Origin of the sequence: Variimorphobacter saccharofermentans (assembly GCF_014174405.1) — a bacterium.
Lineage (GTDB): Bacteria > Bacillota > Clostridia > Lachnospirales > Lachnospiraceae > Mobilitalea > Mobilitalea saccharofermentans.
In genome coordinates this window covers 2,155,031-2,178,893 of the sequence record NZ_JACEGA010000001.1, presented here as the reverse complement: position 1 = coordinate 2,178,893, position 23,863 = coordinate 2,155,031, and the positions used below count along the sequence as shown (strand labels likewise).

General features: G+C 37.6%; 20 protein-coding genes. 19 read left to right on the top strand and 1 reads right to left on the bottom strand.

Going from position 1 to position 23,863, the window contains the following annotated elements; all coding sequences use genetic code 11:
* Positions 1 to 147: 147 nt before the first annotated feature.
* The gene (locus H0486_RS09560) at positions 148 to 2,430 is read left to right on the top strand and encodes a YcdB/YcdC domain-containing protein (RefSeq protein WP_228352789.1); all 2,283 of its coding nucleotides are present in this window, start codon (positions 148 to 150) and stop codon (positions 2,428 to 2,430) included.
* A 55-nt stretch (positions 2,431 to 2,485) separates the two neighbouring features.
* Here the strand turns inward: H0486_RS09560 and rpsT are convergent, their stop codons facing one another.
* Complete coding sequence (gene rpsT, locus H0486_RS09555) at positions 2,486 to 2,749, bottom strand: 30S ribosomal protein S20 (RefSeq protein WP_228352788.1); 264 nt, start codon at positions 2,747 to 2,749, stop codon at positions 2,486 to 2,488.
* Positions 2,750 to 3,087: 338 nt separating this feature from the next.
* Between rpsT and gpr the strand changes: the two genes are divergently transcribed.
* The 18 genes from gpr (at position 3,088) to hisG (ending at position 23,826) form a co-directional block, all read left to right on the top strand.
* The gene (gene gpr / locus H0486_RS09550; protein ID WP_228352787.1) at positions 3,088 to 3,999 is read left to right on the top strand and encodes a GPR endopeptidase; all 912 of its coding nucleotides are present in this window, start codon (positions 3,088 to 3,090) and stop codon (positions 3,997 to 3,999) included.
* A 192-nt stretch (positions 4,000 to 4,191) separates the two neighbouring features.
* Entirely contained in the window at positions 4,192 to 5,610 is a 1,419-nt protein-coding gene (locus H0486_RS09545) for a stage II sporulation protein P (protein WP_228352786.1), read from the top strand.
* A gap of 78 nt (positions 5,611 to 5,688) precedes the next feature.
* Positions 5,689 to 7,500 (top strand): translation elongation factor 4, encoded by a 1,812-nt coding sequence (gene lepA / locus H0486_RS09540; protein ID WP_228352785.1) that lies wholly within the window; start codon positions 5,689 to 5,691, stop codon positions 7,498 to 7,500.
* A gap of 162 nt (positions 7,501 to 7,662) precedes the next feature.
* A complete protein-coding gene (gene hemW, locus H0486_RS09535; protein WP_228352784.1) occupies positions 7,663 to 8,913 on the top strand; it encodes a radical SAM family heme chaperone HemW in 1,251 nt (416 codons plus the stop codon).
* A 185-nt stretch (positions 8,914 to 9,098) separates the two neighbouring features.
* Positions 9,099 to 10,130, top strand: a complete 1,032-nt coding sequence (hrcA, locus tag H0486_RS09530; protein WP_228352783.1) for a heat-inducible transcriptional repressor HrcA — start codon at positions 9,099 to 9,101, stop codon at positions 10,128 to 10,130.
* A gap of 101 nt (positions 10,131 to 10,231) precedes the next feature.
* Entirely contained in the window at positions 10,232 to 10,951 is a 720-nt protein-coding gene (gene grpE / locus H0486_RS09525) for a nucleotide exchange factor GrpE (RefSeq protein WP_330594473.1), read from the top strand.
* A 34-nt stretch (positions 10,952 to 10,985) separates the two neighbouring features.
* On the top strand, positions 10,986 to 12,854 hold the full coding sequence (gene dnaK / locus H0486_RS09520; protein ID WP_228352782.1) for a molecular chaperone DnaK: 1,869 nt from the start codon (positions 10,986 to 10,988) through the stop codon (positions 12,852 to 12,854).
* 132 nt (positions 12,855 to 12,986) lie between these two features.
* A complete protein-coding gene (dnaJ, locus tag H0486_RS09515; protein ID WP_228352781.1) occupies positions 12,987 to 14,123 on the top strand; it encodes a molecular chaperone DnaJ in 1,137 nt (378 codons plus the stop codon).
* Positions 14,124 to 14,156: 33 nt separating this feature from the next.
* Positions 14,157 to 15,116, top strand: coding sequence for a 50S ribosomal protein L11 methyltransferase (gene prmA, locus H0486_RS09510; protein WP_228352780.1), 960 nt, complete (start codon positions 14,157 to 14,159; stop codon positions 15,114 to 15,116).
* A gap of 188 nt (positions 15,117 to 15,304) precedes the next feature.
* Positions 15,305 to 16,045 carry a 16S rRNA (uracil(1498)-N(3))-methyltransferase gene (locus tag H0486_RS09505; RefSeq protein WP_228352779.1) on the top strand — a complete coding sequence of 247 codons (741 nt, stop codon included), beginning with the start codon at positions 15,305 to 15,307 and terminating at the stop codon, positions 16,043 to 16,045.
* 77 nt (positions 16,046 to 16,122) lie between these two features.
* Complete coding sequence (locus tag H0486_RS09500; protein ID WP_228352778.1) at positions 16,123 to 16,926, top strand: GTP pyrophosphokinase; 804 nt, start codon at positions 16,123 to 16,125, stop codon at positions 16,924 to 16,926.
* A gap of 42 nt (positions 16,927 to 16,968) precedes the next feature.
* Positions 16,969 to 18,438, top strand: coding sequence for an RsmB/NOP family class I SAM-dependent RNA methyltransferase (locus H0486_RS09495; RefSeq protein WP_228352777.1), 1,470 nt, complete (start codon positions 16,969 to 16,971; stop codon positions 18,436 to 18,438).
* A 22-nt stretch (positions 18,439 to 18,460) separates the two neighbouring features.
* Entirely contained in the window at positions 18,461 to 19,186 is a 726-nt protein-coding gene (locus H0486_RS09490; protein WP_228352776.1) for a pseudouridine synthase, read from the top strand.
* A gap of 73 nt (positions 19,187 to 19,259) precedes the next feature.
* A complete protein-coding gene (locus tag H0486_RS09485; RefSeq protein ID WP_228352775.1) occupies positions 19,260 to 19,910 on the top strand; it encodes an HAD family hydrolase in 651 nt (216 codons plus the stop codon).
* 29 nt (positions 19,911 to 19,939) lie between these two features.
* A complete protein-coding gene (locus H0486_RS09480) occupies positions 19,940 to 20,908 on the top strand; it encodes an RluA family pseudouridine synthase (RefSeq protein WP_228352774.1) in 969 nt (322 codons plus the stop codon).
* Between the two features lie 74 nt (positions 20,909 to 20,982).
* Positions 20,983 to 21,522 carry a Holliday junction resolvase RecU gene (locus tag H0486_RS09475; protein ID WP_228352773.1) on the top strand — a complete coding sequence of 180 codons (540 nt, stop codon included), beginning with the start codon at positions 20,983 to 20,985 and terminating at the stop codon, positions 21,520 to 21,522.
* A 366-nt stretch (positions 21,523 to 21,888) separates the two neighbouring features.
* On the top strand, positions 21,889 to 23,148 hold the full coding sequence (hisZ, locus tag H0486_RS09470) for an ATP phosphoribosyltransferase regulatory subunit (RefSeq protein ID WP_228352772.1): 1,260 nt from the start codon (positions 21,889 to 21,891) through the stop codon (positions 23,146 to 23,148).
* Between the two features lie 39 nt (positions 23,149 to 23,187).
* On the top strand, positions 23,188 to 23,826 hold the full coding sequence (gene hisG, locus H0486_RS09465) for an ATP phosphoribosyltransferase (protein WP_228352771.1): 639 nt from the start codon (positions 23,188 to 23,190) through the stop codon (positions 23,824 to 23,826).
* Positions 23,827 to 23,863: the final 37 nt, after the last annotated feature.

The following is a 23,863-nucleotide window of genomic DNA, read 5'->3' as shown; positions in this document are numbered from 1 at the left end:
AGTAATAGAACGAAATACTATACTCGCATCTTCAATCAAGTTATAATAATCCTATATTTATATCAAATAATATGAAACCTTGGAATATTATGCTTCGTCTAATTGCTAGAGAATACAAAATAACATAATGATGAAAGGAGATAATTTATGAAAAAAGTGTTTGCAGTTTTATTTAGCGGTGTATTACTTGCTTCTTCCATTCCGTTATACGATTACGTAAAGGCTGATGAAATCGCAACGAATACTGCAATGGTAACGAAGGAAGAGGTACCTGCGGCATCGGGAAAGACAGACTCTTCCGATTATGATATGGAGGCTGCGATTAAGGCCGTTAAAGCTAGAATTACCATTCCAAAGGAATATTCAGAATTTGATTATTATTTTTATGATACCAGCTCATATTATGAGGCATTTTGGAGCTTTACCTGGAGAATTCCTGGAAAAGAGAGCTATATTCAAGTGAATTGTGATGTGGATAATCATATAACCCAATATAGTAAATATGATTATTCTAAGGAAAATGAAGCAGGTTTAGCAAATTATTTACAAAACGAGCTAGTAAAAAAAGCTGAGAATTTTATTGAAAAGATTGCACCGGAGACCAAAGGTAAGCTGGAGCTTGTGAACTCAACCTATGAAGGTGCATACTCAGGAAATTATAGCTTTCAATTTCAAAGAATAGAGAATGGTATTCCATTTCCGGATAATGGCGTTAATGTACAAGTTAATAATACAACCGGTGAAGTTATGGGAGTGTCGATTAATTGGCTTTACGGTATTAAGATACCTTCCCATGTAACCTCATTATCGAAAGAAGAAGCAGTTAAAATCATTAAAGAAAATATGAAGATGAAGCTGACTTATCAGACTGATTCCTATTGGATTTATGATAAATTAGGGAATGCTTCTAACAGCAGCTTAAAGAAAGCATATTTGGTATATGAACCCACCGAATATTATATCTCAGTTGATGCTAATTCCGGTAAGGTATATCTTACTCAAAATGAGTGGGTTGATGCTGCTTATGGAAGTAATTTGAACAGCAAGGCAAAAAATGAGGCAGCAAGAAGCGCAGATACGGGTACTGTTTCCATGGAGCTTTCTGCAGATGAATTAAAGAAGGTTGAAGAGTTAAAGAATTTAATCACGAAGTCCGAGGCAATCAAAAAAGTAACGGGTAATAAGTATTTACTTCTAGATAAGAATTTAAAGGAAATTACGGCTTCACTAAATAAATGGGATAACGGAGATGGGGATACTTCTTATGTATGGAATATAGAACTACGTGACCCAAGAAGCGTGGATTATGAAAAAGATAAGGATACTTATAGGGCTTATGCATATGCAACAGTAGATGCTAAGACTGGAATGATTTTAAGCTATTATGCCAGCGTAAAAAGCTACTATAATGATAAAACACAAAAATGGGAAAGCGTAAAAATAGCTTATAATAAAGAAGAAGGAAAAGAAATATTAGAGAAATTTTTAAAATCACAGATTAAAAACCGTCTGGAGAACTCCGTTCTATCTGACCAAAGTGAAGATTATGTTGCATATTATAAAAAAGATACGCCTGTTTATGGTGGTTATTCCTATCGGTATAACAGAGTCAATGAAGGTATCGAGTATCCATACAATAGTATCTATGGTTCGGTTGATGGTATTACCGGTAAGATATATTCTTACGGATCCAACTGGGATTATAAGATTTCCTTCGAATCATCAAAGGGTGCTATATCGCCTGAAAAAGCAATGGATTACTACCTAGGTATGGATGGATTTGGTTTAAAATATGAAATTAATGCCATTCACAAATATGATAATAACAACTCCCAATATTATAATCCGAATTCAACAGAATATGAAGTGAGACTGGTATATCGTCCGGATATTAATCCGTCCTATATATCTCCATTCACTGGTGAACAACTGGATTATGATGGAAAGGTATATAAAAAAGAGAAACCCTATACCTATTTGGATATAACAGATGCAGAAAAATATCGGGATGTAATGTTATTGTCAGATATGAATATTGGATTTGAAGGGGAATACTTTAAACCGGAAGCACCTATTACAATCGGTGAAATGAATAAGCTACTTGAAAAGGTCGGTTATTATGGTATTAATTCGGATACTAATTATCAGGAGTCACAGTTAATTACCAGAGAAGAAGTGGCACAGTTATTTATCAATAAGCTTGGTCTGGAGAAGGTTTCAGCAATCAAGGGTGTATATAAAACCGGTTATCAGGATGAAAGCAACATCCAGCAAAAATATCTTGGAGCAGTAGCACTTGCGAAGGGATTAGGGCTTATGGAAGGAGATAAGGACAACAAATTCAACGCAAAAAGTAACGTGACCAGATTAGATGCAGTAACACTGATACTGAACTTTATCAAGGTACAACAGAATGGAGTATTATATTAAATATTATAATGTATCAAAAAAGGCTGTCCGTCGGACAGCCTTAATTAATGATATATTATGCAATATTATTGATAGCCTTGGTTAAACGAGATACTTTTCTAGCAGCTGTATTCTTGTGGAATACACCCTTTGAGCATGCCTTATCAATTTCAGAAACTGCCTGAACTAAGTTTGCTTTCGCAAGCTCTTTATCACCTGCAGCAACAGCAGCATCTACTTTTTTAATCATCGTCTTAACCTTGGACTTGATTTGCTTATTTCTTGCAGTCTTAGTCGCAGTTACTAAGATTCTTTTCTTAGCAGATTTAATGTTAGCCAATTCGTACACCTCCAAATATTAAATTATTATCAACCTCTGTGCCATGGACATCGGAGTGAGAGTGAGATGAACTCATGGATTTGGTTGCTTCGAATACTTTGTTTCATTAAATCCGGACACGGTCGTTCTAATGGAAACATACTATTATATAGTAGTCGATAGAGTTTATTCTGTCAATACATAAATTAAAAAACTTTGTAAAAAATATAGTCTATAGGTAACATTCTAATTAGATTTACTGTCCGACAAAGTAGAACAGAAAATTATCAAGTTAATCAAACTGTAACCTATATTGTCATTGATTCTAAGTTCCTATTACGAAATTGGAGGTATACAGTATGAACAATAAAATAAGAACAGATCTTGCCTTAGAGGTTAGAGAAAGCTTCCCGGAAGATGATGTGGAGATTAAGGGAGTTATTTTGACCGAGAATTATGATGAAGAGAATGATATACGAGTATCTACGGTAGTAATTAAGGATGAACGTGGAGCGAAGGCTATGCAAAAGCCAATTGGAACTTATATTACAATCGAAGCACCTGAAATTGATAAATCAAGCGAAAATAACCATAAAGCGGTAACAGAGGAGATTGCGAGACAATTAAGAAAGCTGGCTGGAGATCTAAAGGGTGAGGAGGTATTAGTAGTGGGACTTGGCAATCGGGAAGTAACTCCTGATGCATTGGGCCCACAGGTTGTGGATAATTTGTTTGTTACCAGACATTTAATTAAGGAATATGGAACGGATTTTAAAGAAAAACATCATCTGGGGAATGTAAGCGCCATTTCTCCTGGTGTAATGGCTCAGACAGGAATGGAGACAGTAGAGATTATCAAAGGGATTATTAAGGAGACACAGCCAAAGTTAGTGATTGTAATCGATGCTCTGGCAGCAAGGAGTATTCATCGTGTTAATACAACCATTCAGCTGACTGACACCGGTATTAGTCCGGGCTCCGGAATTGGCAATAATCGAAAAGCATTAAATGAAGAGAGTCTTGGAATTAAGGTAATAGCCTTGGGGTGTCCTACCGTTGTTGACGCTGCTACCATTGTTTCAGATACCTTAACCTCTTACATGGAACACAGTGGTTTTGATGAAACAGATATTGATAAATTCATATCTGAGGTTCGTGAGCAGCAAATTGATAATATGTTTGTAACACCTAAGAATATTGATGAATCAATCAAACGAATCAGTGATACGGTATCTGAAGCATTGAATACCTGTTTTGCACAGGCAGTGTAATCGGGACGGGAGCAGGAAACGATCCAGAAAAAGGTAAAGCTAAAGTGTTCAAGGAGTTTCCTGCTTTTATAATATAGAAGCTCAGACCAGGTCTAGTATTAGGCGGTATAATTCAGTGTCTGTCGAATATAATGAAATAGGTGATTTTTAACTGTGCTTAAACTGCTTCGGCAGAATGGGGTGTATTTAATTATGAAGAAAAGCCTATTTCATTATAAAACAGGGATCTATCCAATTCTATGGATTGGAATTATTATAGCAGCAATTTATATTTTAATTAGATTTATACTATTATCTTTTTCAGGAAATATGGGTCAAGCTGTACCGGATCTAAGGACAGTAGTAGCATCTGATTTATGCAGAAAGACTTTTATAACAGGTTCTTCCCTAATTGATTATATAGATAATGAAGGAAGTAATCTTACATTTCCTTTATCTGTGTTTTCAGATCAATTTGCGTTACAGGATTTTATTAATGAAGATACCTATAAAACGATACAGGCTCAGAATCAATCTGAAATGGTTCTAAATACGATCCGATTTCCTAATACAAATAACAACAGGACTAATACAGTGAATCCTACGAAAAGCAATCATGAAAGTTACTCCGATATTTCACAGAAAACAAAAAGAAATACTTTGGGAATGGACATATATGAAATAGAAACGGATCAACTAAGCGTTGAGTACATATTAACGAATGGAGCGATGTATAATAACATTATACTGGAGGAATATACAAATGCCAAAAGTAAGCAGATTAATGATGATCAGCTTCAAATCGGATATTTGGAAGGGGAAATTGAAAGAGAGACCGATGATGGACCTAATTCGGTTGAAACAGTCAATTTGAGCGAGAATTTGGAGTATACAATGGAACGGATGAAAGATATTGATTTTCTTATAAGAAACTTCTATATTGTTCATCCTTCCACTAAAGTGACAGATACCTTATTTGATTCTGAGAAGCTTTTATCAAAGGATATGACAATAAAGCAAGATAACGAGTTACCTCAGATTCTCATCTACCATACTCATGCAAGTGAGTCGTATGCTGATAGTAAATCAGGAGAGAAGGAGGATACCGTAGTAGGTGTAGGAAGCTATCTTGCTAAGATATTAGAAGAGGATTACGGCTATAATGTGATTCATGACACGAAGCGATATGATGAAGTAAATAGGGATATTGCGTATAATTATGCGTATGATGGTATTTCAAAAATACTTGAGAAAAATCCATCGATTGAGGTTGTTATTGATTTACATAGGGATAGTGGGGCAAAACGGTCAACGAAATTAAACGGAGAAGAAACAGCGCAAATCATGCTGTTTAACGGGCTCAGCAGGGATCAAAATGGTCCAATAACCTCCTTGGATAATCCGAATTTGCAGGATAATCTGGCGTTTTCCTTACAGCTTCAGCTAGAAGCATTGGATCGGTATCCAGGATTGTTTTATCGCAATTATCTTAAATGCTATCGATACAATATGCATGTTCGTCCGAAATGTATTTTAATGGAGCTTGGTACTAATAAAAACTCATTAAAGTCCGCAATGAATGCAATGAAACCTTTTGCAGAAATACTGGATGCAGTTCTTCAAGGGAAATAAAATCGCATTCTTGTATCAGAAGACCTAATATGTTATAATCAATCGAAAATAGCATGCAATATACGCAGGAGGAGTTATATGGCCTTAGACCAGAGCAAAATAAGGAATTTTTGTATTATAGCGCATATAGATCATGGTAAATCAACCTTAGCAGATCGAATCATTGAAAGTACCGGTTTATTAACAAATCGGGAAATGCAGGCTCAGGTTCTTGATAATATGGATTTGGAACGAGAGAGAGGAATCACCATCAAGGCGCAGACTGTTAGAACGGTCTACAAAGCTAAGAATGGCGAGGAATATATCTTTAATCTGATTGATACACCGGGTCATGTGGATTTTAATTATGAAGTATCACGAAGTCTGGCTGCTTGTGAAGGAGCTATTCTTGTAGTAGACGCTGCACAGGGAATCGAAGCTCAAACCCTGGCCAATGTCTATCTGGCTTTGGATCATAATCTGGATATTATGCCAGTTATTAATAAAATAGATTTGCCCAGTGCGGACCCGGATAGAGTCATAGCCGAAGTGGAGGATGTAATCGGTCTTGAAGCTCATGACGCACCTTTAATCTCAGCTAAGCTGGGTACGAACATTGAGCAGGTACTGGAACAGATTGTAACTAAGATACCTGCACCCAAGGGAGATCCAGAGGCACCTTTACAAGCATTAATCTTTGACTCTGTATATGATTCCTACAAGGGAGTAATCGTATTTTGCAGAGTAAAAGAGGGATGTATCAAAAAAGGAACCGAAATACGAATGATGGCAACCGGAGCCACAGCGGAAGTAGTTGAGCTTGGTATCTTTGGACCAGGTCAGTTTATACCTGCAGAGGAACTATCAGCTGGGATGGTAGGCTATATTACCGCCAGCTTAAAGAACGTTAAGGATACCCGAGTAGGAGATACGATAACGGATAATAAAAGACCCTGTGCTGAACCGCTGCCTGGTTATAAGAAAGTACACCCCATGGTTTACTGCGGAATGTATCCTACCGATGGTGCAAAATATCCGGACCTTAGAGATGCTTTGGAGAAGCTACAGCTCAATGATGCTTCTCTGCACTTTGAACCAGAGACCTCCGTTGCACTTGGCTTTGGATTTCGATGTGGCTTTCTCGGACTTCTTCATTTGGAAATCATTCAGGAACGTTTGGAACGGGAATATAATCTTGACTTAATTACAACTGCTCCAAGTGTAATCTATAAGGTTCATAAATCCGATGGACAAGTATTTGATATTACGAATCCGACGAATTTACCGGATCCTTCCGAGATTGATTATTTGGAGGAGCCCATGGTCTCTGCTGAGATTATGGTTACCACAGAATTTGTTGGTTCCATTATGGGATTATGTCAGGAAAGACGTGGAATTTATCTTGGTATGGAGTATATGGAGACAACCAGAGCTTTATTAAAATATGAACTTCCATTGAATGAAATAATATATGATTTCTTTGATGCTTTAAAATCCCGATCCAAAGGATATGCATCCTTTGATTATGAGTTGAAAGGGTATGTTCAATCCAACTTAGTAAAGCTTGACATTCTTATTAATAAAGAAGAAGTGGATGCATTAACCTTTATCGTCCATGCAGACAGTGCATATGAGCGTGGTAGAAAAATGTGTGAGAAACTTAAGGAGGAGATTCCTCGTCAGCAATTTGAAATACCGATACAGGCAGCAATTGGAAGTAAAATTATTGCCAGAGAAACGGTAAAGGCTGTAAGAAAAGACGTACTCGCTAAATGCTACGGTGGTGATATTACTCGTAAGAAAAAACTCTTAGAGAAACAAAAAGAAGGTAAAAAGAGAATGCGTCAGATAGGTAATGTAGAAATACCTCAGAAAGCATTTATGAGCGTATTAAAGCTGGATGAAGATTAATTCCATATTTATGAATAGGCTGTTGTTTCATCTGAATTCATCTATTAACAGATTATCAGAATCATGCTGTTGTAGAGGAACCTATTGAACAACAGCCAATTTCTTGCTTATGACAATAGTAAGTTTGCATAGCTTACTTTCTATCGTTGGAGAGGAGATAGTATGACATTCAATCAATCAAATAAAAAAGATCTAGGTCTCTATATTCATATCCCTTTTTGTGTAAAAAAATGTGATTACTGCGATTTTCTGTCTGCGCCTGCAAGTCAGAATGAAATAGAAGCATATTTTGAAGCACTATTCCGTGAAATCCATAGCTATCGTAACCGAATGGATGAATATATGGTACGCTCGATCTTTTTTGGAGGTGGAACTCCATCCAGTGTAGATGCGGATTATATATATAAAACTATGGAGCAAATCAAGCAGGTATTTACAATTGATGAAAATAACCTTGAAGCGTCTATTGAAGTAAATCCTGGAACGTTGAACAGAGATAAGTTAACCCGTTATCTGGATTCGGGAATGAATCGTATCAGCTTTGGGCTGCAATCAGTGAATAATGAGGAGTTAAAGTTACTAGGAAGAATTCATACCTTCGAACAGTTCCTGGAGAATTATAAGCTTGCCAGAGAGGTTGGGTTCTGTAACATCAATATAGATCTGATGTCTGCGCTTCCTGGTCAAACCCTGGATAGTTGGGAATACACGTTAAATACAGTTATGGAATTGAGGCCGGAGCATATATCCGCATATAGTTTAATCATCGAAGAGAATACTATATTCTATGACCGATATCGTCCGGATTCAATGTATTATGATGAGTTACCGGATGAGGAGATGGATCGATTAATTTATCATAAGACAAAGGAACGATTGCAGGAGGGAGGATATCATCGTTATGAGATATCCAACTATGCAAGAACCGGATATGAATGTCGGCATAATAGCTCTTACTGGGTGGGGAAGGACTATCTTGGTATTGGACTAGGTTCCTCATCCTTCATAAATGGAATAAGATGGTCTAATCTTCGAGAGATAGATCAATATATAAGCTTATTTTCAAAGCAAATAGATCAAAGAAATGCTTCCTGGGAAAAGAGCTTCCATGGAGATGCTGCGATGGATTGGATTAATGATCCAATGGCTCTCAGACAGGATATACAACGACTGACAGAGAAAGAACGCATGGAGGAATTCATGTATCTTGGTTTACGAATGAGCTCAGGGGTTAGTAAAGTAGATTTTCAAAAGAGATTTGCGTTAGCGATGGACGAGGTATATGGAAAAGTACTTGAGGACTTGAAAGAAAAGAAATTAATAAATATATGTGGTGATTATATCCGACTGACTGAATACGGGACGGATATCAGTAACCGTGTATTTGCTGAATTTCTGTTCGACACGGAATAGTTGATTTTCATTACTTATTCATAATACATTGAATATGGGGTGAAATGTAATATTTGAAAAATTGTGTGAAATATAACTTGACAAAAGAAAATGATAGTGATATTTTTATATATAGATATTAGCACTCTATTAAGTTGAGTGCTAACAAAAACAAAACTTGATGTTTCCTTGAATTGAGGTGGATCATGCAGCAACTAGACGATAGAAAATTAAAAATATTGCAAGCGATTATCCGTAATTATTTAGAAACTGGAGAACCGGTGGGATCCAGAACTATCTCTAAATATACGGATTTAAATTTAAGTTCAGCTACAATTCGCAATGAAATGGCTGACTTGGAGGAGCTGGGTTACATTATTCAACCCCATACCTCTGCAGGCCGTATTCCGACAGATAAAGGATATCGTCTCTACGTAGATATGCTGCTTGAGGATAAAATTCAGGAAGTCGAGACAATGAAAGATATTTTAATCGAAAAAGCAGATCGATTGGAGAATCTTCTCCAGCAGGTAGCAAAGCTTTTGGCGGTAAATACGAATTATACTACCATGGTTACCACTCCGCAGTATAAGAAGAAGGTGAAGTTCATTCAATTAACGGAAGTTGATGAAAATCAATTACTTGCAGTCATAGTATTTGAACGGAATATTGTAAAGAATAAAATCATAACAATTTCAGCTTCCTTAAGTAAAGAAACTATCTTAAAGCTTAATATTGTACTAAATACATTTTTACAAGGTCTGGATCTTGCAGAAATCAACCTTCCAGTGATTACACAGATGAAAGAACAAGCAGGGGAATATCGTACCATTGTGAATGATATCTTGGATGCAATCATGCAAGCAGTATCTGAGGAAGATGATATTGAGATATTTACATCTGGAACCACAAATATACTGCGATATCCCGAATTATGTGATCGGGAGAAGGCGAGTAAGCTTCTATATACTCTTGAGGAGAAAAAGGTCCTTACAGAATTTATTCAGGATAAGATGGAAGATGAGGAGAGCAGAGGAATTCAGGTATATATCGGTGATGAGACACCGGTAGAATCAATGAAAGACTGTTCTGTTGTAACTGCGACCTATGAAATTGAAGAAGGAATATACGGTAAGGTCGGTATCATTGGACCGAAACGTATGGATTATAAAAAAGTAGTAAGCACACTACAATCATTGATGGTACAGCTGGATGAAATATTCAAAAACAAAACATAAAAAGGTATTATATAATGAAAAAAATTATAATCATGAAAACATTATAATAATGGAAAACATTATAAAACCTTTGGAAAGGTGGTTGTCTTAGCTTGGAGGATATGGATAAAGCAATAGAAATAATGAAAGCTGCCATGGAAAAGGAGACAGTAATGAAGGAACAGGAGAAAGAAAGCACAAATCAAACAAAGGACAAAGAGGAAAACGTAACAGAGAACGATGTTGCTATGGATACAGAAGAAAATGTGAACATAGATGCCTTGTTTGAAGATACTGCTGAGGATAACACAGAAAATCAAGATGATGAAGCTGAGAGTGAAAAAAAAGAAAAGCAGAATAAAGCAAACAAATCACTCTTTAAAAATTCCAAATCAAAAGAGTTAGCAGCAAAAGATCAAAAAATTGAAGAGCTTACGGATCGGTTAATGAGAACCATGGCTGAGTTTGATAATTACCGTAAACGCACCGAAAAAGAAAAGTCACAGATGTATGATATGGGAGTAAAGGCGATTATAGAAAAATTACTTCCTATCGTGGATAATTTCGAACGTGGCTTAGGTACAATAACAGAAAAAGAAAAGGAAAGCGGATTCGCACAGGGAATTGAAATGATTTATAAGCAGTTATTAGCTGCTTTTGATGAAATCGGAGTAAAACCAATCGATGCAGTGGGAAAAGAGTTTGATCCCAACCTTCATAATGCGGTTATGCATGGAGAAGATGAAAGCTTGGGTGAGAATATAGTTTCAGATGAATTTCAAAAAGGATATCTCTACCGTGACATTGTAATACGTCATAGCATGGTAAAAGTAGTTAACTAGTAAATGAATTCATAAAATATAGGAGGAAAATAAAATGGGAAAAATAATAGGTATTGACTTAGGTACCACAAATTCATGTGTTGCCGTTATGGAAGGCGGAAAGCCTGTTGTAATCGCAAATACAGAAGGCGCAAGAACCACTCCGTCCGTTGTTGCGTTTACAAAAACGGGAGAGCGTTTGGTTGGTGAACCTGCAAAACGTCAGGCAGTAACAAATTCAGATAAAACCATATCATCCATAAAGAGACATATGGGTACGGATTATCGTGTTAAAATTGATGATAAGAGATATTCTCCACAAGAAATATCTGCAATGGTATTACAGAAATTAAAAGCAGATGCAGAAAGCTACCTCGGAGAAAAGGTTACAGAAGCAGTTATTACGGTTCCGGCTTATTTTAACGATGCTCAGAGACAGGCAACAAAGGATGCAGGTAAAATTGCTGGTCTTGATGTAAAGAGAATTATTAACGAGCCTACAGCTGCAGCATTAGCTTATGGTCTTGATAACGAAAAAGAACAGAAAATCATGGTTTATGACTTAGGTGGCGGTACTTTCGATGTATCCATTATTGAAATCGGAGATGGTGTTATCGAAGTTCTTGCAACCTCCGGTGACAATCGTCTCGGTGGTGATGATTTTGACGACAGAATAACCAGATACATGATTGATGAGTTCAAGAAATCAGATGGTGTTGATTTATCTACCGATAAAATGGCTTTACAAAGATTAAAGGAAGCTGCTGAGAAAGCAAAGAAGGAGCTTTCTTCATCTACAACTACGAATATTAACCTTCCTTTCATTACTGCAACTGCAGATGGACCGAAGCATTTTGATATGAATTTAACCCGTGCAAAATTCGACGAGTTAACCCATGATCTGGTAGAGAGAACCGCTGTTCCTGTACAGAATGCTCTGCGTGATGCAGGTCTTTCTCCTTCTGATATTAAGAAGGTATTACTTGTTGGTGGTTCGACTCGAATTCCTGCTGTTCAGGAGAAGGTTAAACAATTAACTGGTCAAGAACCATCCAAATCTTTGAATCCAGATGAATGTGTTGCAATCGGTGCTTCCATTCAGGGTGGTAAATTAGCTGGAGACGCAGGTGCAGGAGATATTCTTCTTTTGGATGTTACTCCATTATCTCTGTCCATTGAAACACTGGGTGGCGTAGCTACGAAGCTGATTGAAAGAAATACTACTATTCCTACAAAGAAGAGCCAGATATTCTCTACTGCAGCAGATAATCAGACTGCCGTTGACATTAATGTAGTACAAGGTGAGAGACAGTTTGCTAAGGATAACAAGAGTCTTGGACAATTCCGTCTGGATGGTATTCCGCCGGCAAGAAGAGGTGTTCCTCAGATCGAAGTAACCTTTGATATCGATGCAAATGGTATTGTTAATGTATCTGCTAAGGATTTAGGTACTGGTAGAGAACAACATATTACGATTACAGCAAGTTCCAACTTATCCGATGCTGATATCGAAAGAGCAGTAAAGGAAGCAGCTGAATATGAAGCACAGGACAGAATGCGTAAAGAGGCAGTGGATGTTAGAAATGATGCTGATTCATTGATATTCCAGACTGAGAAAGCTTTAAGCGAGGTCGGAGATAAAATCGATGCTGGAGCAAAAACTACTGTAGAAGATGATCTCAAACGCTTAAAGGAGTTAGTTGAAAAATCAAATCCTGAGGTTATGAGTGAAGGCGAAGTACAGGATATTAAATCTGCAAAAGAAAAACTGATGAATGATGCTCAGGAATTATTTGCAAAACTGTATGAGCAGAGCGGAGCAGGTGCCACTGGAGCAGGACCTGATATGTCAGGAGCAGCAAATCAGTCAGCATCCGGTGCTTATGAAGGTGATGTTGTAGACGGAGACTACCGCGAAGTATAAGATAATAAGGATAATGACAAATAGGCGGTCATCATTGGCTGCCTGTTTGCCTTGAAAATTTTGGTAATAAATTACGAGCAAATGCATTTGAATTTTTGATAATTGTAATGGCTACGAAAGGTGAAGGAAAAGATGGCGGATAAACGTGATTATTATGAGGTCTTAGGTGTCAGCAGGACAGCGACGGATGATGAAATAAAAAAAGCATACAGACAGCTTGCTAAGAAGTACCATCCTGATACCAATCCCGGAGATAAGACAGCAGAAGCTAAATTTAAGGAAGCTTCCGAAGCATATGCAGTCCTAAGTGATGCTGATAAGCGCAGACAATACGATCAATTTGGACACGCGGCCTTTGAAGGAGGCGGTGCGGGAGCAGGTGGCTTCGATTTCAGTGGAATGGATATGGGGGATATTTTCGGAGATATCTTTGGAGATCTCTTTGGAAGCCGTAGCAGACGTTCCAATAACGGGCCAATGCAGGGAGCTAATCTTAGAACGTCTGTTAGAATCACCTTCGAGGAAGCTGTATTCGGTACAGAGAAGGAGCTGGAATTGACCTTAAAGGATGATTGTGCTACCTGTCATGGAACCGGAGCTAAGCCAGGTACCAGCGCTGATACCTGTCATAAATGTGGTGGTAAAGGTCAGGTTGTATATACACAGCAATCATTATTTGGTATGGTAAGGAATGTTCAAACCTGCCCCGATTGTAAAGGTACCGGTAAAATTATCAGAGAAAAGTGTTCGGATTGTTATGGAACCGGATATGTCAGCAGCAGAAAGAAAATCAAGGTTTCCATCCCTGCAGGTATTGATAATGGTCAAAGTGTAAGAATTCGTGGAAAAGGTGAACCTGGAACCAATGGAGGACCAAGAGGAGATTTACTTGTTGACGTAGATGTAAGCAGACATCCGATATTCCAAAGACAGGATTATGATATTTTCTCGACAGCACCTATTTCCTATGCAACAGCGGTTCTTGGCGGAGATGTTAAAATCAGTACAGTAGATGGAGATGTAATATATACGGTAAAACCAGGAACCCAGACAGATACTAAGGTACGCTTAAGAGAGAAAGGAATACCTAGCCTTCGGAATAAGGCTATCCGTGGGGATCACTATGTGACACTAGTTGTTCAGGTTCCGACTAATTTGAATTCAGAGCAAAAAGAATTATTACGTAAATTTGATGATGCAATGAATGGTAGAAGCCGTAATGAAAATGAACCTGAAAAAGAAAAAGGAAAAAAGAAATTCTGGAAGTAGATTGGAGCCTATTCTAAAAATCTGGAGGCAGATATGAAATGGAAAAAATTCACCCTGGAGACCACAACTGAGGCAGTAGATCTTGTATGTGATATGCTGAATGATCTGGGAATTGCAGGAGTAGAGATTAATGATAATGTTCCCATAACGGAAGAAGAGAAAAGACAAATGTTTGTCGATATTCTTCCTGATATGAAGGAGGATGATGGTATATCCTTTGTAAGCTTTTATCTTGATGAAGCGGAGGATGCACAGGAATTACTGTCAAATGTAAGAGAGGGTTTAAAGAACTTATCCGAATTAGTAAATGTCGGAAGCGGATCAATCTCCACATCTACAACAGAAGATAAGGATTGGATTAATAACTGGAAGCAGTTTTTTAAACCGTTTCGGGTGGATGATTCTATTATCATTAAACCAACATGGGAAAAACTAGAGGAGCAAAAAGAGGGAGATATAGTGATTGAGCTTGATCCGGGAATCTCTTTTGGAACTGGCTCCCATGAGACCACGAAGCTTTGTATCATCGCGTTGAAAGAGTATCTTCAAAGAGACTCGGTAGTACTTGATGCGGGAAGTGGAAGTGGAATATTGTCTATCATAGCAAAGAAACTAGGAGCAAAGGAAGTTCTTGGTATTGATATTGATCCGAGTGCGACAAAATCAGCGAAAGAAAACGCATTGGTGAATAATCTGGACATATCGGATGGCTCACTCAATTTTGTGACTGGCAATATGATAGAGAATAATGGGGTACGCTCTCAGCTTGGATTGGAAAGATTTGATCTGGTAGTAGCGAATATATTAGCGGATGTAATTGTACCGTTAACTAAGGTAATCGGAGAAAATATGAAGCCTAATGGTATATTTATCTGTTCCGGTATCATCAACACGAAAGAAGATGAAGTAAGAGAGGCTCTGGAAAATAATCATTTTAAGATTCTGAAAATCAATAAAATGAACGATTGGGTATCCTTTGTAGCACAAAAGTAAAAACCCGATGAGGATTCATCCTCATCGTTAGAATACTCCCGGCAACATGGTTGCATGCTGCCGGGAGAATTTTATTCAATAAGTTATTCTCAGAAATCATTTATATTAATAAATAAGGTGTTGAACATACGTTCTTCTTGTTATATAATAACATTATATGAAATCATATTAAATATGGAGGCTAAGTCATGCATCGTTTTTATGTGGAGACGAATCAGATTCAAGGGGAAACCGTAAGAATTACCGGACCGGATGTAAACCATATTCGGAATGTACTTCGCATGAAGCAGGGCGATGAATTAATAATATGTAATGGACAAGGAAAAGATTGTTATTGTATAATAAATAAGATATCTGAGTATGAAATCATAGCAGAGGTAAAGGAGTACTCTGACACTGGAACGGAACTGAAAGCGAAAATTACTTTGTTCCAAGGCCTGCCTAAAAAAGATAAGATGGAATTAGTTATTCAAAAAGCAGTGGAGCTTGGAGTATATGAGATCGTTCCGGTTATGACAAAGAGAGTGATTGTAAAGCTGGAGGATAAGAAGAAGGAAGAAAAGAAGCTGGAGAGATGGCAAACAATTGCTGAAAGTGCTGCAAAGCAGTCCGGAAGAGGAATTATACCAAGGATACGACCAGTGATTTCTTATATGGAGGCCATAAGTGAAGCAAATAAAATGGATAAAGGTATTATTCCCTATGAGAATGCGGAAGGCATGCATTATACAAAGGAGGTACTGGATCAATGCTCGAACTGTTCGACAATTGGTGTTTTTATCGGACCGGAGGGCGGCTTTGAGGAGTCTGAAATTATATTGGCCAAAGAGAATGGAATTCTGCCTATCACTTTAGGGAGAAGAATATTACGAACAGAAACTGCTGGATTAGCTATTCTGTCAATGCTGGTATATCTGTTGGAAGATTAGGATTATACATTTTTGAATGATTGGGTTTATGTATTTGTAATTAATGGATTGTGGGTTTATGGGAGGTAAATAGTAACATGGAAATACAACTTTGGAGAGAGATTCTGGATCCTTATGCTTTAGCAGTGAATGAATTACTCATAAAGTTTAATCATATTATAGATGAATATAAACACGTAGGTGCATATTCTCCTATTGAACAGGTCACAGGAAGAGTCAAGACTATCTCAAGTATTCTTGAAAAAGCTCAAAAGAAGAATATCGAGTTGGATAATTTTGAAGAAAAGATTGAAGATATCGCCGGTATCCGTATTTTATGTCAATTTGTTGAGGATATCTATAAAGTAGTGGACATCATTAAGAAACGTTCTGATATGAAGATCAAAAATGAGAAGGATTATATCAATAATATGAAGAAAAGTGGTTATCGCTCTTATCATATTATTGTATATTACGATGTGGAAACATTGAAGGGAAGAAAAAAGCTTCAGGTAGAGATACAGATTCGTACTCTTGCTATGAATTTCTGGGCAACGATCGAACATTCCCTACAATATAAATACAAACAAAATATGCCTGAGAATATTAGGGAGCGTCTATCCTCAGCAGCGGAAGCAATCCTAATTCTTGATCGTGAGATGTCCGTGGTCAGGGATGAGATTATGGACGCACAAAATTCATTTACCATAAAAGCGAACATTGTTGCTGATATTCTAACTAATATTCAGAATTTATATAGAGTAGCAAATAAACAGGAAGTTATTAAGATACAGGATGAATTCTTCCGAATTTATCAAAATGGAGATCAATCGGAGCTTACTGAGTTTTGCAGAAAGCTGGATCTGATCTCGCAACGGTACCGCGCACAGAGCCTTAGGTAGGTGTCGTGAAATACGATGGGACGAAATAAACGGAGTGAGAAGATGAATTTACCGCAATTATTTGAGGACAGAATGAAAAGCCTTTTAGGTGAAGAATATGAAGCGTATTTACAGTGCTATAATAAACCTCATTTTAGTGGATTACGAGTAAATACGCTGAAGATTACACCTGAGGCATTTGAACAGATCTGTCCTTTTTCTTTGAGACGTATTCCCTGGGTGAATAACGGCTATTATACAGATACGGAACAACAGCCGTCCAAGCATCCATTTTATTATGCAGGTCTTTATTATATTCAGGAACCCAGCGCGATGACACCGGCAAGCCTATTACCGGTTCAACCAGGGGATAAGGTCCTGGATATCTGTGCTGCACCGGGAGGAAAGAGTACGGAACTAGGTGCCAGGTTGTGTGGTGAAGGAGTACTAGTTTCAAACGATATCAGTAATTCACGTGCAAAGGCTCTGCTTAAGAATATTGAGCTATTTGGAATTAGAAATGCATTGGTTTTATCCGAAGCGCCTGGTAAACTGGTTGATTACTTTCCTGAGTATTTTGATAAAATATTGATTGATGCTCCTTGTTCCGGGGAAGGAATGTTTCGTAAAAGCCCCGCTATAATGAAGAATTGGGAGCAGTATGGAGTTGAGTATTACAATAAATTACAGAAAGAAATTATTCTCTATGCAGCAAGGATGTTAAAACCAGGTGGCTATATGTTATATTCTACCTGTACATTTTCGCCTGAGGAAAATGAAGGTACCATACAATTCCTTTTGAAGGAGTGTCCAGAATTTCATGTAGTAAAAGCACTTCCAGAGTTATCCGAGCAAAAGAATGCCTCTTTATCCTATGAAGGATTTGAACACGGAAGGCCGGAATGGGTTGATGGGAATGAGGAATTAACCCATTGTATTCGTTTATGGCCGCATAAAATCGATGGAGAAGGACATTTTATTACCCTGCTTCATAAAGAGATAGATGCCGATCAGTTGGATAAGTTAGAAGAACCTCAATATCAGAACCAGGTCGCAAATGGCGCAAAACTAAGGTTTGTTTCAAAACCAAATTCCTATACTACAAGAAAAGAAAATAGTAGCATATCGGACGAAGCATTGGAATTTATTCACAGCATCAAATTTCCAATAAATCAGGAGCAGCTTGTGGTACATGAGGATCGTGTCTATTTATTACCCGAGGGATTACCGGATTTGAAGGGCTTACGAATTCTAAGACAGGGCTTATTACTGGGTGAAATGAAGAAATCCAGATTCGAACCATCCCAGGCTTTAGCGAATTCTCTTAAGGTGACGGAATATGACAAGATCATCCGAATGAAGGAGAATGATCCTAATATTATTCGATATCTCAAGTGCGAATCAATCGAACTGGAAGGTGACTATCGTGCTGGCTGGTACTTAGTTTGTGTTGAGGATTATCCATTAGGATGGCTTAAGATAGCCAATAATAATTTTAAGAATAAATATCTTCCTGGCTGGAGATGGGTATAGTGATGAGAAAGAAGGTATTGGAATGAGTAAGCAGCTGCGCTTGGATAAATTTCTCGCTGATATGGGAATAGGAACAAGAAGCGAAGTTAAGAACTGGATTCGTCAGGGAAGAGTCAAATTGAATAGTCAGATATGTAAGCAGCCGGAGAGTAAGGTGACTCCCTCATTGGATGAAGTATGTTTTGACGATAAACCAATCAACTATTCCAAGTATAGTTACTTTATGCTTCATAAGCCTGCAGGAGTCGTCTCAGCAACCACGGATACTATCAATAGAACCGTATTGGATCTTATAGCGGAGGAACGAAAGAAGGATTTATTTCCGGTAGGGAGATTGGATAAGGATACGGAGGGACTATTATTAATAACGAATGACGGTGAACTGGCCCATGAGCTATTGTCTCCCAGAAAACATGTGGACAAGGTCTACTATACAAAAGTGCGAGGGAAAGTAACCGAACAGGATGTAGAGGCTTTTCTACAGGGTGTGGATATCAAAGAAGAAAAGCTGACACTTCCGGCGCATTTGAAAATTTTGATTTCCGATGAAATTTCTGAGGTAGAGCTTACGATTCAGGAAGGAAAATTCCATCAGGTGAAGCGGATGTTCGAAGCAGTGGGAAAGGAAGTCATATACCTTAAGCGGTTATCTATGGGACCGTTGCTATTGGATCCTGATTTGAATCCGGGAGACTACCGTCCCCTGACCATTGAAGAACTTGAGGCATTAAAGCAATTATCAAAATAAGACTATGTATGTAAATTACTGAAACGTCTGATTGATATGAACAGAAGCAGAAGAAAGCACGTTAGGAGTTAGTATGTTAAAGAATGTAGAAGCGGTTATATTTGATTTGGATGGTACTTTAATCGATTCCATGTGGATGTGGAAAAGCATTGATATCGATTATTTAGGTCGTTATGGAATAGCAATGCCGGATGATCTACAGAAACAGATTGAGGGTATGAGCTTTTCAGAAACTGCAGAATATTTTAAGGAACGGTTTCAGATACCGGATTCCTTGGACCAAATAAAAAGTGATTGGAACAGAATGGCCTGGGATAAATATCTCAATGAAGTACCATTAAAGGATGGCGTTGTCGAGTTTTTGGAACACCTTAAAATGTTCGGTATACCTATGGGAATTGCAACCAGTAATTCCAGAGAGCTTGTGGATTTGATCATAGAAAAGCATGGCATAAAGAAATATTTTACCACGATACGTACCTCCTGTGAGGTGGCAAAGGGAAAGCCTTCTCCTGATATCTATCTTCTTGTAGCGAAAGATCTGGGAGTACATCCGGACAGATGTCTGGTGTTTGAAGATGTGTTACAGGGCATCATGGCAGGAAAGAATGCAAATATGAAAGTATGTGCTGTATATGACGAGTATTCCGACTTACAGGAGAAGGAAAAACGAGATCTGGCAGATTATTTTGTTTATTCGATGAAGGAAGTATTGGATATGTAATAGATAGAATTCTTGGGAGAACTAGTAGTATGAAGCAGTTTTATGTACAACAAAATGAAGCGGGACAGCGTCTGGACAAGCTTTTAGCTAAGCTTCTCAATAAGGCACCGAAAAGCTTTCTATATAAAATGCTCAGAAAAAAGAATATTACCTTGAACGGTAAGAAGGCAGAGGGTTCTGAGCTGCTATCGGTACAGGATGAAATTAAAATATTCCTTTCTGATGAAACCTTCGCGTTATTTAGTGAGCCTGTTACTACTACAGTAGTAGAAGATGATTTAGAGGTGATTTATGAGGATCAGAATATACTTATCATTAATAAACCAGTTGGGATTTTATCACAGAAGGCGGATAAGAAGGATATATCCATGGTAGAGTATATTATTTCCTATCTGATTTCTACAAAGCAAATAACCGAGGAACAACTACGCAGCTTTAAACCCGGAGTCTGTAATCGGCTGGACCGTAATACCAGTGGGCTTTTAATTGCAGGGAAGTCTCTTTCGGGTCTCCAGGAAATGTCGCGACTATTAAAGGATAGATCCATGGATAAATACTATCTTACCATAGTAAAGGGAGATTTACAGGGAAAAAGACGTATTGAAGGATTTCTTGCGAAGGATGAAGTGAAAAATCAGGTAAAAATATATCCAGCAAAAACAGAGAATTCAGAGTATATCGCTACGGAATATGAGGCTATTGCTACTACGGTAAAGAAGGATTACACCTTGCTTCAGGTAAAATTAATAACCGGACGCTCCCATCAGATAAGAGCTCATCTGTCTAGTATCGGGCATCCATTAATTGGTGATACAAAGTATGGAGATAGGACTGTCAATAAGTTGTTTCAAGCAAAATACGGTTTGTCACATCAGCTGCTTCATTCCTATCGTTTGGTTTTTCCGAAAATGCATGGAGAATACGAATGTCTTTCTGGAAGAGGATTCCTCGCGGACCCTCCAAAGCTTTTTGAAAAAATAAAAAGAGATTTATTTTAATACCCTTAAATATATGAATAGTATAATTATTTTAAGAAGCTTACGAAGGAACACGTTAGAAAAGGAGTGAAAATATGCCATCATGGAATTCAAGAGGCTTGAGAGGTTCCATGCTTGAGGAGATGATCAATCTCACCAACGCAAAATATAGGGAAAAGGGATTGGCGTTGATACAGAAGGTACCAACACCGATTACCCCTATTAATATTGATAAAGAAAACAGGCATATTACCCTTGCATATTTTGAACAAAAAAGTACCGTTGACTATATTGGTGTGGTTCAGGGAATTCCAGTCTGCTTTGATGCAAAGGAATGTGCGGTGGATACCTTTAATATCAATAATGTGCATGAGCATCAGATTAATTTTATGAAGGAATTTGAGCAACAGGAGGGTATAGCCTTTCTCCTTATTTATTATAAAAAGAGAGATATCTATTATTATTTGCCATTTCAGCAATTACTGGAGTTTTGGGAAAGAGCCCAGCAAGGTGGTAGAAAAAGCTTTCGTTTTGATGAATTGGATGGAAGCTATCAAATACCAATGCAGAATGGATGTTGCATTCACTATTTAGAAATCTTGAAGAAGGATCTGAATAGTAGAGATATTACATAGTATGTTAAGGTGTACTTTTAACACTTAAGCATAGACAATATATAGTACGAGTTTGAGGCAGTTGAAAAAGGATACATTTTGAATGCTTATTTTCAACTGCCTTAGTATTATCTTATACTAAGCTGTACTAATTTTACATATGTGGTTGTGTTGATTTGTCAAATATATAGTTGACAGTACAGAAGGAATAAATTATAATGTAAAAACATATTAGTGTGGTAGCGAATTATCACGTTACCATATTAAAGTGATTTGTTTACACGATTACAAAGAAAACGTATCCGTGAGTTCGATATAAAATGTGATAATATGATAATACGAACTTGCTTACATAGAACTAATAAAACGAAAGGCTAGGTGTTGATTATGAAGGATAAGCTACTACATACACCGGAAGGAGTAAGGGATATTTACAATTCAGAATGCATGATGAAATTAACGTTACAGAATAAGCTCCATCATGTGCTCGAGCATTATGGCTTCCGGGATATTCAGACCCCAAGCTTTGAGTTTTTTGACATATTCAGTCAGGAGCGTGGAACAGTCGCCTCCAAGGATATGTATAAATTCTTTGATCGGGAAGGGAATACATTGGTATTAAGACCGGATATTACCCCTTCCATTGCACGATGCGTTGCGAAGTACTATAAAGAAGAGGAATTACCAATACGATTATGTTATATTGGTAACACCTTTATAAACAATTCCAGTTATCAGGGGAAATTAAAAGAGGTTACACAGCTGGGGGCTGAGTTAATTAATGATGATACGGTAGAAGCAGATGCAGAAATGCTGGCATTAACGATAGAATGCCTCCTGCATTCTGGTCTTAAGGAATTTCAGCTTGAAATCGGGAATGCAGATTTTTTCCGCGCTCTGGTAGAAGAAGCAGGGTTCCAGGAAGATGAAATTACGAATTTACGTCTGTTAATTGAGAAAAAGAACCTGTTTGGCGTTGAGGAGATGCTTCAATCAAAGGATCTGAGCCACAATATAAATGAAATATTATTAAAGCTGCCAGAGTTATTTGGTACCTTGGATAATTTAGCATTTGCAAAAGGCTTGACGAAGAATACCCGCGCTTTGAATGCAATAGAACGTTTGGAGAAATTATACGATATCATGAGGGATTACGGTTATGAGAAGTATATCTCTTTTGATCTTGGAATGTTAAGTCAGTATAATTATTATACAGGAATTATCTTCAAAGCATATACCTATGGAACCGGAAATGCCATAGCCACCGGAGGACGATATGATAATCTGGTAGCTCAATTTGGTAAGGAAGCACCTGCAATCGGACTGGCCATTGTAATCGATCAATTAATGCTGGCTTTATCCAGACAGAGGTTGTTACCAAATCCCGAAGCATCGGATACTTTGATTCTATATAAGGATTGCTATCGTAAACAAGCTATACTACTCGCAAAACATTTTCGTAAGGAAGGAATGAATGTCATTCTACAAAAGTCGAATGACGTATGGGACACAGAGGAATACATGCCATATGCCAAGAGAATGAGTATCGGCGGTATCTTGTATCTGGAGAATGAGGATGAAATCAAGGTGATTAATGCATTGGATGATACTATTAAAATAGCATCCATAAAGGATTTTCTAGTGTAACGAAGAATGACTTAATATTTCGAAGAAAGGTTGGATTTGATGAAATATATAACAATTGCCCTGGCGAAAGGACGCCTTGCGCTAAAAACCTTGGAGATCTTAGAGCAAATCGGAATATCCTGTGATGAAATCAAGGATAAGTCCTCCAGAAAATTAATATTTGAAAATGAGGAATTAAAATTAAAGTTCTTTCTTGCTAAGGCCAACGATGTTCCAACTTATGTAGAATACGGAGCTGCAGATATCGGCATTGTAGGAAAGGATACCATACTTGAAGAAGGTCGTAAAATGTATGAGGTAGTAGATCTTGGCCTCGGAAAATGCAAAATGTGTGTGGCAGGTCCTGCATCAGCAAAAGAACTCCTACAGCATGGGGAATTAATTCGCGTTGCTACGAAATACCCTAATATTGCAAAGGATTATTTCTATAACAAAAAGCATCAAACAGTAGAAATTATTAAGCTAAACGGATCCATCGAATTAGCTCCCATCGTTGGCTTATCAGAAGTAATCGTTGATATTGTTGAGACAGGCTCCACACTTAGAGAAAATGGACTTGAGGTATTGGAGGAGATTTGTAATATATCTGCACGAATGGTTGTAAATGAAGTAAGTATGAAGATGGAGCACGAGCGAATTACGAAAATTATTAATGATTTGAAGAATATTCTCCATTAGTAACAATCGGATTAAAATCAACATTCATTGATTTTGT

Coding starts and splice junctions, on each gene's coding strand:
- lepA (WP_228352785.1), top strand. CDS start 5,689: ATGGCCTTAGACCAGAGCAAAATAAGGAATTTTTGTATTATAGCGCAT.
- hemW (WP_228352784.1), top strand. CDS start 7,663: ATGACATTCAATCAATCAAATAAAAAAGATCTAGGTCTCTATATTCAT.
- H0486_RS09485 (WP_228352775.1), top strand. CDS start 19,260: ATGTTAAAGAATGTAGAAGCGGTTATATTTGATTTGGATGGTACTTTA.
- H0486_RS09560 (WP_228352789.1), top strand. CDS start 148: ATGAAAAAAGTGTTTGCAGTTTTATTTAGCGGTGTATTACTTGCTTCT.
- H0486_RS09495 (WP_228352777.1), top strand. CDS start 16,969: ATGAATTTACCGCAATTATTTGAGGACAGAATGAAAAGCCTTTTAGGT.
- prmA (WP_228352780.1), top strand. CDS start 14,157: ATGAAATGGAAAAAATTCACCCTGGAGACCACAACTGAGGCAGTAGAT.
- H0486_RS09490 (WP_228352776.1), top strand. CDS start 18,461: ATGAGTAAGCAGCTGCGCTTGGATAAATTTCTCGCTGATATGGGAATA.
- H0486_RS09545 (WP_228352786.1), top strand. CDS start 4,192: ATGAAGAAAAGCCTATTTCATTATAAAACAGGGATCTATCCAATTCTA.
- grpE (WP_330594473.1), top strand. CDS start 10,232: ATGGATAAAGCAATAGAAATAATGAAAGCTGCCATGGAAAAGGAGACA.
- H0486_RS09480 (WP_228352774.1), top strand. CDS start 19,940: ATGAAGCAGTTTTATGTACAACAAAATGAAGCGGGACAGCGTCTGGAC.
- hisG (WP_228352771.1), top strand. CDS start 23,188: ATGAAATATATAACAATTGCCCTGGCGAAAGGACGCCTTGCGCTAAAA.
- dnaK (WP_228352782.1), top strand. CDS start 10,986: ATGGGAAAAATAATAGGTATTGACTTAGGTACCACAAATTCATGTGTT.
- H0486_RS09475 (WP_228352773.1), top strand. CDS start 20,983: ATGCCATCATGGAATTCAAGAGGCTTGAGAGGTTCCATGCTTGAGGAG.
- hrcA (WP_228352783.1), top strand. CDS start 9,099: ATGCAGCAACTAGACGATAGAAAATTAAAAATATTGCAAGCGATTATC.
- H0486_RS09505 (WP_228352779.1), top strand. CDS start 15,305: ATGCATCGTTTTTATGTGGAGACGAATCAGATTCAAGGGGAAACCGTA.
- gpr (WP_228352787.1), top strand. CDS start 3,088: ATGAACAATAAAATAAGAACAGATCTTGCCTTAGAGGTTAGAGAAAGC.
- hisZ (WP_228352772.1), top strand. CDS start 21,889: ATGAAGGATAAGCTACTACATACACCGGAAGGAGTAAGGGATATTTAC.
- H0486_RS09500 (WP_228352778.1), top strand. CDS start 16,123: ATGGAAATACAACTTTGGAGAGAGATTCTGGATCCTTATGCTTTAGCA.
- dnaJ (WP_228352781.1), top strand. CDS start 12,987: ATGGCGGATAAACGTGATTATTATGAGGTCTTAGGTGTCAGCAGGACA.